The following is a 14,534-nucleotide window of genomic DNA, read 5'->3' on the forward strand; positions in this document are numbered from 1 at the left end:
GAGACCGAAGTCTCGAAACAAGGCCGAAGCCTCAATTCGCGCATCCGACCCGAAGACCGGACGTCAGGGACTTGCGCCCCTCACCCTATGGGTTACACCCTTAGGGCAACCGACACCTCTTCGTCCGGCGACTTGCCGGTCGCTTGAACGACCATCTCGTCGAGAAGAACATCAGAGGAGCGCCGAACCCGCCGTTGCGGTGGCGCCGCGTCGATGGGCGCACACCCTTAGGGCAACCGACACCTCTTCGTCCGGCGACTTGCCGGTCGCTTGAACGACCATCTCGTCGAGAAGAACATCAGAGGAGCGCCGAACCCGCCGTTGCGGTGGCGCCGCGTCGATGGGCGCTTTATAGGGGGAGCCCCTCGGATCTGTCAACGGGCTTTTTTCAGAAAAATGACAGATCGGCGACGCTGTTCATAACTCGGCCAAGAACGAGAATAATAACTTACCTATCAATAGGTTAGAAGCACTGACCCAATTTCCGGGCTCGTTCGGGCGGTCTCTTTTCGCCGGTCGCGGGCGACATTCCTGAGCCGCCCCGCATCCCCTCCCGGAAGGCCCCGCGAACCGCCCGAACGCCCCGAAACCCTTGCTCCCGCTCGCCTTACGGTCGCTCGTCCGTCAGTGGTCGGACAGCACCACCTCATCCGACCACTCGCCTTCCACCTCCTTCACGATGGCCTGGCCGCAGATCACACGCGCCTTGACCGGGTCGAAAGTGAGCGTCGGATCGCCGTGCAGCTGCCAGCCCTTGTTCAGTGCGGCCGACACCCGCTTGCAGAAGGACACGTCGTCCGGTCCGGTCAGATAACGATAGAGCTTCATCCGCGTTCTTCCTCTTCAACCACGCGCCGCGATCGCATCCGCGAGCGCCACCGTCCTGCGGGCGATGTCGGCATGCATGCGCTCGACCATCCGCCCCTCGATCTGCACCACGCCCTTGCCGGCATTCTCCGGCCGGTCGAACAGCGCGATCAGCGCCCGCGCGGCCTCGACCTCCCCCGGGGGCGGCGTGAAAGCCGCGTTGCACGGCTCGATCTGGCCGGGATGGATCAGCGTCTTGCCGTCGAACCCCATCTCCGCTGCCTGCGCGCATTCGCGTGCGAAGCCGTCCAGGTCGCGGAACGCATTCCACACCGCGTCGAGCACCTCGACGCCGCCGGCCCGCGCCGCCAGCACGCAATGCGACAGCCATCCCATCATCGGCGCCCGCCCGGGCACGACACGCGCGCCAGTCTCCTTGGAGAGATCGTTCGTGCCGAGCACCAGCACCGCGAGCCGCGTCACCGGGTTGCGCGCGGCCAGCGCGATGTCGAGCGCCCGCAACACGGCGAGCGGCGTCTCGATCATCGCCCACACCCGGAGCGCGGGCGCGGCGCCGAGCGCATCGAGCCGCCGCCCGATCGTCACCAACGTCTCCGCGTCGCTCACCTTCGGGATCAGCACCGCGTCCGGGCCCGCGCCTTCCGCGCTCGCCCGCGCCACCACGGCGAGATCCTCCTCGAACCACGGCGTGTCGACCGCGTTGGTGCGCACCACCACCTCGCGCGGGGCGAATCCGCCGGCGCGCAACGTCGCCGCCACCTGCGCGCGCGCATCCGCCTTGGCGTCAGGGGCCACCGCGTCCTCGAGATCGATGACCACGCCGTCGGCCGGCAGCGTGCGCGCCTTCTCCAGCGCGCGGGCATTCGAGCCGGGCATGAACAGCACGCTGCGGCGCGGTCGGACGATTGTGGACATGATTCGCTCGGCTAATTGGCAGGAAAGGGCGATGAGCCTATCCCGCTGAAGGATGGGCTGCCAATCGGGCACGCGCGTCCCTCGGGGCGGCGCTTCAGCGTGGAAGAGATCATGGACGAGACTTTCGATGTGCTCATCGTCGGCGGGGCGATCATGGGCGCGACGGCGGCCTATTTCCTCACCCTCGATCCGGCCTTCCGCGGCCGCGTCGCCGTCGTCGAGCGCGACCCGACCTTCACCTACTCCTCCACAACCCTCTCCGCCGCCTCGCTGCGCCAGCAGTTCTCCATCCCCGAGAACATCCGCATGTCGCTGTTCGGGCTGGAGTTCCTGAAGAGCGCGAAGGAGCGCTTCGGCGACGTCGACCTCGCCTGGCACGAGGGTGGCTATCTCATCCTCGCATCCGAGGCCGGCCTGCCGGTGCTCCAGGCCAATCACCGCGTGCAGAAGGCCGAGGGGGCCGATATCGACCTGCTCGATCCCGCGGCGCTGAAGGCCACCTTCCCCTGGCTCAATGTCGAGGATCTCGCCGCCGGCGCCTATGGCCGCTCCGGCGAAGGCTGGTTCGACGCCCATGCGTTCCTGCAGGCCGTGCGCACGGCGGCGAAGGCGCAGGGCGCGCATTTCATCACCGGCGAAGTGGTGGCGATCACCCGCGAAGGGAATCGCGTCACCGGCGCCACGCTGGCGGACGGGCGGCGCATCGGCTGCGGTGTCCTCGTCAACGCCGCCGGCCCGCGCGGCGGCCGCGTCGCCGCCATGGCGGGGATCGAGCTGCCGGTGGAGGGGAAGAAGCGCTGCGTCTTCGTCGTGCATTGCCGCACACCGCTGCCGAAGCTGCCGCTGCTGGTCGACCCCAGCGGCTTCTACATCCGCCCCGAAGGCGCCTACCAGATCTGCGGCGCCCCGCCGGCGGAAGACAACGATCCCGACGCGGACGGGGATTTCGAGGTCGACTGGTCGATCTTCGAGGAAGGCATCTGGCCGCACCTCGCCCACCGCATCCCGGCGATGGAGGAACTCAAGGTCGTCCGCGCCTGGGCCGGGCATTACGAGATGAACCTCCTGGACCACAACGCGGTCATCGGCCCGCATCCCGAAGTGACGAACTTCTATTTCATGAACGGCTTCTCCGGCCACGGCCTGCAACAGGCCCCCGCCGCCGGCCGCGCCATCGCCGAATGGATCGTGCACGGCCGCTCCGTCTCGCTCGACCTCGGCGTGTTCTCCTATGAACGCATCGCCGCCGGCCGGCCGCATGCCGAACTCAACATCATCTGATCCCGCGTCCGTCACCGCCCCCCTGCGCGTCGCGGGCGTCGATGGCTGCAAAGGGGGCTGGGTGGCGGTGATCGTCGAGCCGGACGGCGCCATGCGTGCCGAACGGGTCGCCGCCATCGCGGCGCTGTTCGAGCGCCCCCTCGCCCCTGATATCGTTGCCGTCGACATGCCGATCGGCCTGCCCGAGCGCGTGGAGGCAAGAGGCCGCGCGCCGGAGCGACTGGTGCGCCCGCTGCTCGGCGGGCGGCAGTCGAGCGTCTTCTCCATCCCCTCGCGCGCGGCGGTGCATGCCGGCGTCGATGCGGCAATGCCCGAGGAGGAGCGCTATCGCCACGCCTGCGCGGTCGCGCGAGGGACCTCGCTGCCGCCCAAAGCCGTCGCCAAGCAGGCGTTCCACATCTTCCCGAAGATCGTCGAGATCGATCGGCTGCTGCGGGGCGATCCCGCGCTTCAGTCGCGCCTCTACGAGTGCCACCCCGAGGTAGCCTTTTGGGCGATGAACGGCCGGACCGCGCTGGACCAGCCGAAGAAGGTGAAGAACGCCCCTCACCCGCCTGGCCTCGCCCTGCGGCGCCGTCTGCTCGAAGACGCCGGCTTCCCGCCCGAGCTGATGTCGCCGTCCAGGGCGCGCGAGCTGCGGGTCGGCGAGGACGACCTGATCGACGCCTGCGCCGCCGCCTGGACGGCACGCCGCATCGCCGCTCACGCGGCGGTCAGCTTCCCCTCCCCGCCCGAGCGCGACGCCCACGGCCTGCCCATCGCCATCTGGGCGTAAGAATGAAATGGCCGGGACGAGCCCGGCCATGACGTCGTTCTGGGTGTGCAGGCGCGGTCAAAGCCCCGCGCCGTCCGCCACCGCCGTCTCCGGACGGTGGAACACGCCGGCCTGCGCCAGCATGGCCTCCAGCCGGTCGACGCCGGCCGCCGGGTCGAGCTTGTCGTTCTCGATCACCAGCTCCGGCGCAGAGGGCGCCTCATAGGGCGCGTCGACGCCGGTGAAGCCACGGATCTCGCCGGCCCGCGCCTTGGCGTAGAGCCCCTTGGGGTCGCGCGCCTCGCACACGTCGAGCGGCGTGGCGACGTGCACCTCGAAGAAACGGTCGCCGACGATGGCCCGCACCCGTGCCCGCGCCTGCGCCGAGGGCGACACCGCCGCCACCAGCACGATGTGCCCGAGCCCCTTCAGCAGGTTCGCCACCTCCGCCAGCCGGCGGTTGTTCTCCGCCCGGTCGGCATCCGAGAAGCCGAGATCGCTGTTGAGCCCGGCCCGCAGCGTGTCGCCGTCGAGCAGCGTCGCCATGCCGCCGCGATGGAACAGCCGCCGCTCCAGCGCCCGCGCCAGCGTCGACTTGCCCGAGCCGGAAAGCCCGGTCAGCCACACCACCGCGCCGTCATGGCCGAAGCGGCCGATGCGCTCCTCGCTGGTCATGGCGGAGGAGACCGGGGTGATGTTGCGCGCGGCCGGCGCCGGCCGCGCGGCCTCCTGGTCAAGCACCGAGATGACGAGGCCGCCGCCGGCGATGCGCCCGCCGACTTCCAGCGCCAGGCGCCCGGTCCGCGGGTTCACCCCCTGCGGGTCCACCGCGACCGGCCGCGACAGCACCAGTTCCACCTCGCCGACCTGGTTGCGGCCGATGCGGTTCTCCTGCGACGTCGAGAGATGGCCGGGGTCGACGACCTGATACACCGTGCCGACATGGGCCCGCGCCTCGGAGGTGGCGAGCCGCACGATCACCGGCGTTCCCGTCTCCAGCGGCTCGTCGGCCAGCCAGAAAAGCCGCACCCTCAGGCGCCGCGCCGCGTGCGGGCGCGAGGCCGGCGTCGAGATGATCTCGCCGCGCTCGACGAAGATCTCGCGGTCGAGCGTGATCGCCGCCGCCGCGCCGGCACGGAGCGCCGTCCGCTCCTGCCCGGCCGGAGGCACGGGCCAGCTTTCGATGGTCTTCACCACGGCCGTCTTGCCCGAAGGCTGGAAGACGATCTCCTCGCCGACCTTCAGGCTGCCGGTCTCGATGCGGCCGGCGACGATGCGCCGGTCGTCGAACTTGTAGACCGCCTGCACCGGCAGGCGCAGCGAGAGGTCGCCCGGCGCGCGCGCCGGATCGAAGCCGTCCAGCGCCTCCAGCACGGTCGGGCCGGCGTACCACGGGGTGCGGGCGCCGCGTTCCGACACGCCGTCGCCCTCGCGGGCGGAGATCGGGATCACCGCGCTCGCCCGGACGCCGAGATCGGCGAGATAGGCGGTGATCTCCGCCTCGATGGCGCGGAAGGCCGGCTCGGCAAAGTCGACCCGGTCCATCTTGTTCACCACCACCGCCACCTGCTTCACTCCCAGCAGGTGCAGGAGGTAGCCGTGCCGGCGCGTCTGGTCGCGCACGCCCTCGGCGGCGTCGATCAGCAGCAGCGCGGCGTCGGCCTGCGCCGCGCCGGTGATCATGTTGCGCAGGAACTCCGCATGGCCCGGCGCGTCGATCAGGACGATGTCGCGCGAGGCGGTGCGAAAGCGGATCTGGCTGGTGTCGATGGTGATGCCCTGGTCGCGCTCGGCCTGCAGGCTGTCGAGCAGGAAGGACCATTCGAAGGGCATGCCGCGCCGGGCGGAGATCGCCTTGAGCTGGTCGAGCTTCTGCTGGGGGATCCCACCGGTCTCGTGCAGCAGGCGGCCGATCAGGGTCGACTTGCCGTGGTCGACATGGCCGACGATGACGATGCGCACCAGCGGGCGGTCGGCGGCCGCCACCGGCAGCGGCGTGACGTTGGAGGCGGTCGCTATACTAAGAGACATGGCGCGCTCTCACAGATAGCCGGCGACGCGCAGTCGCTCGAAGGAATCCTCGGATTCATGGTCCATGGCGCGACCGGAGCGCTCCGGCACCTTTGTCGTCGCCAGTTCGACGAGGATGTCGTCGATCGTCGCCGCCTCGGACGTCACCGGGAAGGTGATGTCCTCGTCGCCCAGCGAGCGGTAGCGCTTGCCGTTCTTCGAGAAATACAGCGGAATGACGGGAATATTCTCGCGCTGGGTGTAGGCCCAGATGTCGAGCTCGGTCCAGTGCAGGATCGGGTGCACACGCAGATGCGCGCCCTGCGGCAGCGTCGCGTTGAAGTGATCCCAGAACTCGGGCGGCTGCTCGCGCACGTTCCAGTCGCCTTCCAGCCCGCGCGGGGAGAAGACGCGCTCCTTGGCGCGGGTGGCTTCCTCGTCGCGGCGGATGCCGGCGACCAGCGCGTCGAAGCCGTATTTCTCCAGCGCCAGCTTCAGCCCTTCCGTCTTGCGCGCCGCCGAGCGGGTGGCGGGCGGCAGGGTCGGGTCCATCTGCTCCAGCGGCGGGCACGGGTCGACCCGCAGATCCAGCCCCCACTCGACCGCGTAATGGTCGCGGAAGGCATACATTTCCTTGAACTTCTTGCCGGTGTCGACGTGAAGCACGGGGAAAGGTACATGGCCGAGGAACGCCTTCCTCGCCAGCCAGATCATGACGTTCGAATCCTTGCCCAGCGACCAGAGCAGCGCCATCCGCTTCATCCGCGCGAAGGCCTCGCGGAAGATGTAGATGCTCTGGGCCTCGAGCTCGTCGAGCCGTTCGTCGGCAGTGGACATTGGTGAGAGACCCGTTCTGACCTCCCCGAGTATCGTCCGGGGACTAATTACACGTCAAATCCGTGCATTTATTTCTTTTGCACGTTCTAAATTGGTGTTATGCAGGCTCAACCCATCCGTCAACAGGAATTTGAGGACCCATGGCGGCCCCCCAGCAGCAGAAACTGAAGGTCAACGGCCCCGTCGCCGTCACCGCCAACCGCTTGACGGACGGCGCGGTGGTGTGGCGCACCAGCGGCGAAGGCTGGTCGGTCGACCTCGCCGAAGCCGCCATCGTCACCACGGCGGATGACGCCATCGCCCTGCTGGCGGCGGCACAGAAACGTGATCTCGACGCCGTGGGCGCCTATGTCGCCCCGGTGGTGATCGAGGCCGACGGCTCGGTGAAGCCGGGAAACCTGCGCGAGCGCATCCGCGTCGCCGGCCCCACTTTCGAGCTGCCGCACTGAACTGACGACATACAAGGCCAAGTTCGACGATGTATGCCTACGATGAATTCGACCGTGCCTTCCTGGCCGAACGTGTCGACGAATTCCGCGACCAGGTGGTGCGACGCCTCTCCGGTGCCCTGACCGAGGACGAGTTCAAGCCGCTCCGGCTGATGAACGGCGTCTACCTGCAGCTGCACGCCTACATGCTGCGCATCGCCATTCCCTATGGCACGCTGAACGCCGATCAACTGCGCCGTATGGCCCATGTCGCGCGCACCTATGACCGCGGCTACGGCCATTTCACCACCCGGCAGAACATCCAGTTCAACTGGATCAAGCTGGAGGAACTGCCGGAGGCCATGGCCGCCCTCGCCGAGGTCGGCGTGCACGGCATCCAGACGTCGGGCAACTGCATCCGCAACGTCACCACCGACCAGTGGTCCGGCGCCACGCCGGAGGAATGCGACGACCCGCGCATCTGGGCGGAGATCCTGCGCCAGTACTCGACGCTGCACCCCGAATTCACCTACCTGCCGCGCAAGTTCAAGATCGCCATCACCGCCGCCGCGCACGACCGCGCCGCGACCAAGGTGCACGATGTCGGCCTGCGCCTGCACCGCAACGCGCAGGGCGAGCTGGGCTTCGAGGTGCTGGTCGGCGGCGGCCTCGGCCGCACGCCCTTCGTCGGCAAGTCGATCCGCCCCTTCCTGCCGGTGCGCGACCTGCTGAGCTACATCGAAGCCATCATGCGCGTGTACAATCAGTACGGGCGCCGCGACAACATCTACAAGGCGCGCATCAAGATCCTCGTCCACGAGATCGGCGCCGAGGCCTTCGCCAAGGCGGTGGAAGCCGAATGGGAAGCGATCCGCGGCGGTGCGCTGCACCTCACCGACGAGATGATCGCCGAGATCCGCGGCCGCTTCATCTATCCCGCCTTCCAGGCGCTGGAGGATGATCCGGCGGAACTCGTCGCGGCGCTGAAGGATGCGCGCTTCGCCACCTGGTACCGCAACTCCGTGCACAAGCATAAGGTACCCGGCCACTCCATCGTCACCATCTCGCTCAAGCCCGTCGGTGCCCCTCCGGGCGACGCGACGGCGGACCAGATGGACGTGGTCGCCGACCTCGCGGACGACTACGGCTTCGGCGAGATCCGCGTCGGCCACGAGCAGAATCTCTGCCTGCCCAACATCGCGCAGAAGGACCTGCCGGAACTCTGGCGGCGGCTCGACGCGGCCGGGCTCGCCACGCCCAACGTCAACCTCGTCAACGACATCATCGCCTGCCCCGGCCTCGACTATTGCGCGCTGGCCAATGCCCGCGCCATTCCGGTCGCGCAGGAGATCGCCAAGCGCTTCTCCGACCTCGACCGCGCCCGCGGCATCGGCCGGCTGCACATCAACATCTCCGGCTGCATCAATGCCTGCGGCCACCACCATGTGGGCCATATCGGCATTCTCGGCGTCGAGAAGAACGGCCAGGAATTCTACCAGATCACGCTGGGCGGACGCGCCGACGAGCATGCCCAGCTCGGCACCCTGCTCGGACCAGCCGTGTCCTACGAGCAGGTCCCGGGCCTCATCGAGGACGTGGTGGATACCTATATGGAACTGCGCGCCGGCCCGCATGAACTCTTCATCGACACCGTGGCCCGGCTTGGCGTCGAACCCTTCAAGGAGCGCGTCTATGCCGCTCATTGAGAACGGAAAGATCATCGAGGACCGCTTCGTCCGCGTCGGCGACGACGAGGCGCTGCCGGAAGGGGCGGCCGTGCTCATCGGCGTCGATCGCTTCCTCAGGGAAGCCGAGACGCTGAAGGGCCGTCAGGCGCCGGTCGGTGTGATCTGGCCGAACGACCGGCCGATCGCCGAGATCGCGCCCTATCTCGACCGCCTCTCGCTGATCGCGCTGGTGTTCCCGATCTTCCGCGACGGGCGCGCCTACAGCCAGGCGCGGCTGCTGCGCGAGCGGCTGGGCTGGCGCGGCCCGCTGCGCGCCACCGGCAATGTGCTGCGCGACCAGTTCCTTCTGATGGAGCGCTCCGGCTTCGACCAGATCGAGGCCGTCAAGGGGGCGGATGCCGACGCCTTCGACGAGGCGGTCCACCGCTACACCGTCTTCTACCAGCCGGCCACCGACGAGCGTCCGAGCCTGCTGCGCCAGCGTCTCGGCCGCACGGTCCGGGGAGTCTGACCATGACCATCGCCCAGCGCGCCGATACCGGCCCCACCCCCATCGTCCCCTGCACGGACGATGTGAGCGGGCTCGCCTGCGCGCTGGCGGATGCCGGCCCGACCGAGATCATCGCCGAGGCGGCCCGCTTCGTCGGTTCGGGCAAGCTGTGCGTCGTCTCCTCCTTCGGTACGGAATCGGCGGTGCTGCTGGCCTTCGCCGCCGAGGTCGACCGTTCCATCCCGGTCGTCTTCCTCGATACCGGCTGGCTGTTCGAGGAAACGCTCGCCTATCGCGACTCCCTCGCCGCCCATCTCGGCCTCACCGATGTGCGCACCATCCAGCCCGACGCCGCCCGTCTTGCCGCGCTCGATGCGGATCGCGACCTCTGGTTCTCCGATCCCGATGCCTGCTGCCGCATCCGCAAGGTGGAACCCCTCGCCCGCGCGCTGGCCGGCTTCGACGGCTGGCTGAACGGGCGCAAGCGCTACCAGGGCGGCCTCAGGGCCAATATCCCGGTGGTCGAACGCGACGGCGCGCGGCTGAAGTTCAACCCGCTCGCCAATCTCGATCTCGCCGAGGTCGAGGAGGCGCGCAGGCGCTTCGCCCTGCCCGACCATCCGCTGGTGGCGAAGGGGTTCAACTCGGTGGGCTGCATGCCCTGCACCAGCCGCGCCGCTCCCGAGGAAGGCGTGCGCGCCGGCCGCTGGCGCGGCAAGGCCAAGACCGAGTGCGGCATCCACACCCTGCTGAACACGATCGACCGCTAAGCCGGCGCGCACCGGATCGGGCCAGGCCCAAAGGCAGGCCCCATCGCCCCTCATCCACGCCGAGTCAACCGGTCGCCCCGCCGCATGCCCGTCGATCGAGCGCGGCGTCATGCCCGGCCCCGAACCGGGCCTCCAGGCCTTCTCCCGGCACCGAAGAAACGCGGATGAGTGGCGCAAGGCCCGCCGCAACGCCGTGCCGTGCCGCGCTCTGTGCCAGCCTGGAACCCCTGCGCCCTCATTCCACACGCCGATAATGTATCGAAACTCTATTTTCTATCTTTAATGTATTTTTATATTGACCACGACATATCGACGTGAAAACCTCCCTCCATGGAATTCATCGGCGCAGGAGCGCCGCCGGGGAGAAGTCGTCATGTCCTTCCATTTCAAACCTGCGGTCACGGCCGCGCTCATTGCCGCCCTCGCCGTGCCGGTCGGTCTGGCGCCCGTCGGCTTCACGCCGGCCGCCCGCGCCGCCGACGTCTCGCTGCTCAACGTGTCCTACGACCCGACCCGCGAGCTCTACCAGCAGTTCAACAAGCTCTTCGCCGACAAGTACAAGGCCGACACCGGCAAGACCATCGAGATCAAGACCTCGCATGGCGGCTCGGGCAAGCAGGCCCGCTCGGTGATCGACGGCCTCGAGGCCGATGTCGTCACGCTGGCGCTCGCCTATGACATCGACGCCATCGCCGACAAGGGCTTCCTCGCCCAGGACTGGCAGAAGCGCCTGCCGGACAACTCGTCGCCCTACACCTCGACCATCGTCTTCCTCGTGCGCAAGGGCAATCCGAAGGGCATCAAGGACTGGGGCGACCTCGTGAAGCCGGGCGTGCAGGTCATCACCCCGAACCCCAAGACCTCGGGCGGCGCGCGCTGGAACTACCTCGCGGCCTGGGCCTATGCACTGAAGAAGGAAGGCTCCGAGGAAAAGGCCAAGGACTTCGTCCGCAACCTCTTCAAGAACGTGCCCGTGCTCGACACCGGTGCGCGCGGCTCGACCGTCACCTTCACCGAGCGCGGCGTCGGCGACGTGCTGCTCGCCTGGGAGAACGAGGCCTTCCTGTCGAAGAAGGAATTCGGCGACGACAAGTTCGACATCGTCGTCCCCTCGCTCTCCATCCTCGCCGAACCGCCGGTCGCCATCGTCGACAAGAATGTCGAGCGCAAGGGCACCCGCGACGTGGCCGAGGCTTATCTCAAGCTGCTCTACAGCAAGGAAGGCCAGAAGCTCGCGGCCGAGAATTTCTACCGCCCGCGCGATCCCGAGGTCGCCAAGGAATATGAGAAGGTGTTCCCGAAGGTCGATCTCGTGACCATCGACGACGCGGCCTTCGGCGGCTGGCGCAAGGCCCAGAAGACCCACTTCTCCGACGGCGGCGTGTTCGACCAGATCTATTCGAACTGACCGCCCCGCCGGTCGCGCCACCCATCGACACTTCCCATCGACACCGCGCCGGGCCTTTCGCGAGGTCCGGCGCTCGCCGTAACATGACGTCTCCGGGAGCCGGGCCTTGAGCGATATGACCTTGGATCGAACCACGCTGGTGGGAGCCGCGCCGCCGACAGCCGCCAGGCGTCAGCACAGCGTCATTCCCGGTTTCGGGCTGACGCTCGGCCTCACCCTGCTGTGGCTCTCGCTCATCGTGCTGATCCCGCTCGCGGCGCTGTTCGTGAAGACCGCCGAACTGTCGCTGGAGCAGATCGCCGCCATCCTCACGGCCCAGCGCACGCTCAACGCGCTGAAGATCTCCTTCGGCCTGTCGCTGGCGGCCGCGGCGATCAACCTCGTCTTCGGCGCCGTCATCGTCTGGGCACTGGTGCGCTACGATTTTCCCGGCCGACGCATCCTCGACGGGCTGATCGACATTCCCTTCGCCCTGCCGACCGCCGTCGCCGGCATCGCCCTGACGACGCTCTACGCCGAAAACGGCTGGATCGGCTCGCTGCTGGCGCCGCTCGGCATCAAGGTGGCCTTCACGCCGCTCGGCATCCTCGTCGCCCTCGTCTTCATCGGCCTGCCCTTCGTGGTGCGTACCGTCCAGCCCGTGCTGGAGGACCTCGACCACGAACTGGAGGAGGCCGCCGCCACGCTCGGCGCCGGCCGCTGGACCACCATCCGCCGCGTCGTGCTGCCCGCCGTGCTGCCCGCCTTCCTCACCGGCTTCGCCCTCGCCTTCGCCCGTGCGGTGGGCGAATACGGCTCGGTGATCTTCATCGCCGGCAATCTGCCGAACATCTCGGAGATCGCGCCGCTGCTGATCGTGATCCGGCTGGAGGAGTTCCGCTACGCGGACGCCACCACCATCGCCGCCACCATGCTCGTCGCCTCCTTCATCTTGCTCTTTATCATCAATGGCTTGCAGCGTTGGTCGCAAAGCCGCACCGGGAGAACCGCATGAGCAACGCCTCGCCCGTGCGGGACGAGCCCGCCGCCGTCAAATGGACGGTCATCGGCCTTGCCATGCTCTTCATCGGCCTGTTCATCGTGCTGCCGCTGGTCAACGTCTTCGCCCAGGCCTTCGTGAAGGGCTGGCAGGCCTATCTCGACGCGCTGGTCGAGCCGGACGCGCTGGCGGCGATCCGCCTGACCCTGCTCGTCACCACCCTCTCGGTCACCGCCAACACGGTGATGGGCCTCGTGACGGCATGGGCGATCACCAAGTTCTCCTTCAAGGGCAAGAGCTTCCTCATCACCCTCATCGACCTGCCCTTCTCGGTGTCGCCGGTGGTCGCGGGCCTCATCTTCGTGCTGCTGTTCGGCGCGCAGGGCTATTTCGGGCCGTGGCTGATCGACAATGGCTGGAAGATCATCTTCGCCTGGCCGGGCATCACGCTGGCGACGGTCTTCGTCACCTTCCCCTTCGTCGCCCGCGAGCTCATTCCGCTGATGCAGGAGCAGGGAACGACGGAGGAGGAGGCGGCGGTCACGCTGGGCGCCGGCGGCTGGCGCGTCTTCTCCCGCGTCACCCTGCCCAACATCAAATGGGCGCTGCTCTACGGCGTGCTGCTCTGCAACGCCCGCGCGATGGGCGAGTTCGGCGCGGTCTCGGTGGTCTCCGGCCATGTGCGCGGCGAGACCAACACCATCCCGCTGCAGGTCGAGATACTCTACAACGAGTACCAGTTCCAGGCGTCCTTCGCGGTCGCCTCGCTGCTGGCCCTGCTCGCCATCGTCACCCTGCTGGCGAAGACCGCTCTGGAGGCCCGGCTGGTCAGCCGCAGCGGGCGGCACTGAGGCGCCCGTTCCTCAGAACAGATAGACCGCCGCGATGAAGCCGCCGACCAGCACGATGGCGAACACGGCGGTCACCAGACCCAGCCGCTCCTCGATGAAGCTTCGCGCCGACGGCCCGATCCAGTAGAGCAGGCCGGCGACCATGAAGAAGCGCAGGCCGCGCGTGATCAGCGACAGCACGACGAACCAGAACAGGCTGTAATGGGCGAAGCCCGAGGTGATCGTCACCACCTTGTAGGGAATCGGCGTCAGGCCCTTGATCAGGATGATCCAGTGTCCGTAGCGCTGATAGGCCTCGGTGAAAGCCTCGACCTTCGATCCGTAGCCATAGAGCTGGATCAGGAACTGCCCGACCGATTCGTACAGCAGCGCGCCGATCGCGTAGCCCGCGAGGCCGCCCACCACGGAAGCGAGGGTGCACAGCGTCGCGTACCACCAGGCGAGCTTGGGCCGCGCCAGGCACATCGGCACCAGCATCACATCCGGCGGTACGGGGAAGAAGGAGCTCTCGGCGAAGGAGACCCCCGCCAGCGCCCACGGCGCCGAGCGCCGCTCGGCAAGGTCGATCACCCATTGATAGAGGCGGCGCAGCATGATGGTCCGGTGGTTTGGTGGGAGATGAAAGGCGTAGCTTAGACAGGCCGATTGCGGCCGCTCAGCGGCGGCGGCCGGCGCCCTGGGCCTTGCCGGGGCTCCCGCCCGGGTCGGCCCCCTCGCGGCGGGCGACCGAAAGGAAATCGGCCGGCAGGTCGGTGTGCGACCGGCTGTCGCGCGAGCGGCTGTCCTGGAAGAGATCGCCGTTGAGGACGCCGGGGCCGTGCTTGCCGCCGCGCTTGGGCAGCTTCTCGGCCATGCCCATCAGTTCCTCGCGCCGGCGCATCTCCGCCCACACATCCTCCGGATCGATGTCCAGTTCCACCCACAGCACGACGAGATTGTAGAGAAGGTCCGCACTCTCGCGCACCGTGCCGGCCGTGTCGCCGGTCACCCCGTCGAGCGCGACCTCGACGGCCTCCTCGGCCACCTTCTTGGCGATGAACGACCGCCCCTTGGCAAACAGCCGCGCGGTCCGCGGCGAGGGGTTCCGACCTCGGCGCGTCGCGACCACGGCAGCATGGAGGCGGCGAATCGAATCACTCATGCTGCGATCTTAAATCCACATTCATGAAGAGCTTGTAGCGAAAGTCGCCCCCGCGCCCGTCCCCCGGAGGATGGGCCGGCGCGGCCTTCGGGAAGCCCTTCCGCACCGGTGGTATCCGGTGCCGGTGCGGGTATTACGGATGGCTTTGCCTTTT

15 protein-coding genes are annotated in these 14,534 nt (G+C 68.1%); 9 read left to right on the top strand and 6 right to left on the bottom strand.

Going from position 1 to position 14,534, the window contains the following annotated elements:
- Nucleotides 1-624: 624 nt before the first annotated feature.
- Both STARVERO_RS15945 and STARVERO_RS15950 read right to left on the bottom strand, forming a co-directional pair.
- Complete coding sequence (locus tag STARVERO_RS15945; RefSeq protein ID WP_159599980.1) at nt 625-828, bottom strand: DUF1737 domain-containing protein; 204 nt, start codon at nt 826-828, stop codon at nt 625-627.
- A gap of 15 nt (nt 829-843) precedes the next feature.
- A complete protein-coding gene (locus STARVERO_RS15950; protein WP_159599982.1) occupies nt 844-1,743 on the bottom strand; it encodes an HpcH/HpaI aldolase/citrate lyase family protein in 900 nt (299 codons plus the stop codon).
- A gap of 111 nt (nt 1,744-1,854) precedes the next feature.
- Here STARVERO_RS15950 and STARVERO_RS15955 point away from each other — a divergent pair, with 111 nt between their 5' ends.
- Together STARVERO_RS15955 and STARVERO_RS15960 are read left to right on the top strand one after the other, a co-directional pair.
- Complete coding sequence (locus tag STARVERO_RS15955; protein ID WP_159599984.1) at nt 1,855-3,024, top strand: NAD(P)/FAD-dependent oxidoreductase; 1,170 nt, start codon at nt 1,855-1,857, stop codon at nt 3,022-3,024.
- Nucleotides 2,975-3,799 (top strand): DUF429 domain-containing protein, encoded by an 825-nt coding sequence (locus tag STARVERO_RS15960; RefSeq protein ID WP_308677856.1) that lies wholly within the window; start codon nt 2,975-2,977, stop codon nt 3,797-3,799. The genes STARVERO_RS15955 and STARVERO_RS15960 overlap by 50 nt, the downstream gene beginning before the upstream one ends.
- 57 nt (nt 3,800-3,856) lie before the next feature.
- On the opposite strand, the gene cysC is transcribed toward STARVERO_RS15960, so the two are convergent.
- Both cysC and cysD read right to left on the bottom strand, forming a co-directional pair.
- Nucleotides 3,857-5,809 carry an adenylyl-sulfate kinase gene (gene cysC, locus STARVERO_RS15965; protein WP_159599986.1) on the bottom strand — a complete coding sequence of 651 codons (1,953 nt, stop codon included), beginning with the start codon at nt 5,807-5,809 and terminating at the stop codon, nt 3,857-3,859.
- A gap of 9 nt (nt 5,810-5,818) precedes the next feature.
- A complete protein-coding gene (gene cysD / locus STARVERO_RS15970; RefSeq protein ID WP_144340895.1) occupies nt 5,819-6,625 on the bottom strand; it encodes a sulfate adenylyltransferase subunit CysD in 807 nt (268 codons plus the stop codon).
- Between the two features lie 140 nt (nt 6,626-6,765).
- Between cysD and STARVERO_RS15975 the strand changes: the two genes are divergently transcribed.
- From STARVERO_RS15975 to cysW, 7 genes are all read left to right on the top strand, one after another.
- Nucleotides 6,766-7,074, top strand: a complete 309-nt coding sequence (locus STARVERO_RS15975; RefSeq protein WP_144340896.1) for a DUF2849 domain-containing protein — start codon at nt 6,766-6,768, stop codon at nt 7,072-7,074.
- A 29-nt stretch (nt 7,075-7,103) separates the two neighbouring features.
- On the top strand, nt 7,104-8,759 hold the full coding sequence (locus tag STARVERO_RS15980) for a nitrite/sulfite reductase (protein WP_159599988.1): 1,656 nt from the start codon (nt 7,104-7,106) through the stop codon (nt 8,757-8,759).
- Entirely contained in the window at nt 8,746-9,252 is a 507-nt protein-coding gene (locus STARVERO_RS15985) for a DUF934 domain-containing protein (RefSeq protein ID WP_144340898.1), read from the top strand. The genes STARVERO_RS15980 and STARVERO_RS15985 overlap by 14 nt, the downstream gene beginning before the upstream one ends.
- A gap of 2 nt (nt 9,253-9,254) precedes the next feature.
- Nucleotides 9,255-10,001, top strand: coding sequence for a phosphoadenylyl-sulfate reductase (locus STARVERO_RS15990; protein WP_159599990.1), 747 nt, complete (start codon nt 9,255-9,257; stop codon nt 9,999-10,001).
- Between the two features lie 373 nt (nt 10,002-10,374).
- Complete coding sequence (locus STARVERO_RS15995) at nt 10,375-11,409, top strand: sulfate ABC transporter substrate-binding protein (RefSeq protein ID WP_159599992.1); 1,035 nt, start codon at nt 10,375-10,377, stop codon at nt 11,407-11,409.
- Between the two features lie 115 nt (nt 11,410-11,524).
- Nucleotides 11,525-12,403, top strand: coding sequence for a sulfate ABC transporter permease subunit CysT (gene cysT, locus STARVERO_RS16000; protein WP_200837920.1), 879 nt, complete (start codon nt 11,525-11,527; stop codon nt 12,401-12,403).
- Nucleotides 12,400-13,239 (top strand): sulfate ABC transporter permease subunit CysW, encoded by an 840-nt coding sequence (gene cysW, locus STARVERO_RS16005; protein WP_159599994.1) that lies wholly within the window; start codon nt 12,400-12,402, stop codon nt 13,237-13,239. Before cysT ends, cysW begins: the two co-directional genes overlap by 4 nt.
- A gap of 12 nt (nt 13,240-13,251) precedes the next feature.
- On the opposite strand, the gene STARVERO_RS16010 is transcribed toward cysW, so the two are convergent.
- Both STARVERO_RS16010 and hisE read right to left on the bottom strand, forming a co-directional pair.
- Nucleotides 13,252-13,833: a YqaA family protein gene (locus STARVERO_RS16010; protein ID WP_159599996.1), complete on the bottom strand. Its 582-nt coding sequence runs from the start codon at nt 13,831-13,833 to the stop codon at nt 13,252-13,254.
- Nucleotides 13,834-13,894: 61 nt separating this feature from the next.
- Nucleotides 13,895-14,380: a phosphoribosyl-ATP diphosphatase gene (gene hisE, locus STARVERO_RS16015; RefSeq protein ID WP_159599998.1), complete on the bottom strand. Its 486-nt coding sequence runs from the start codon at nt 14,378-14,380 to the stop codon at nt 13,895-13,897.
- Nucleotides 14,381-14,534: the final 154 nt, after the last annotated feature.

Origin of the sequence: Starkeya nomas, from assembly GCF_902703545.1 — a bacterium.
Classification (GTDB): Bacteria; Pseudomonadota; Alphaproteobacteria; order Rhizobiales; family Xanthobacteraceae; genus Ancylobacter; species Ancylobacter moscoviensis.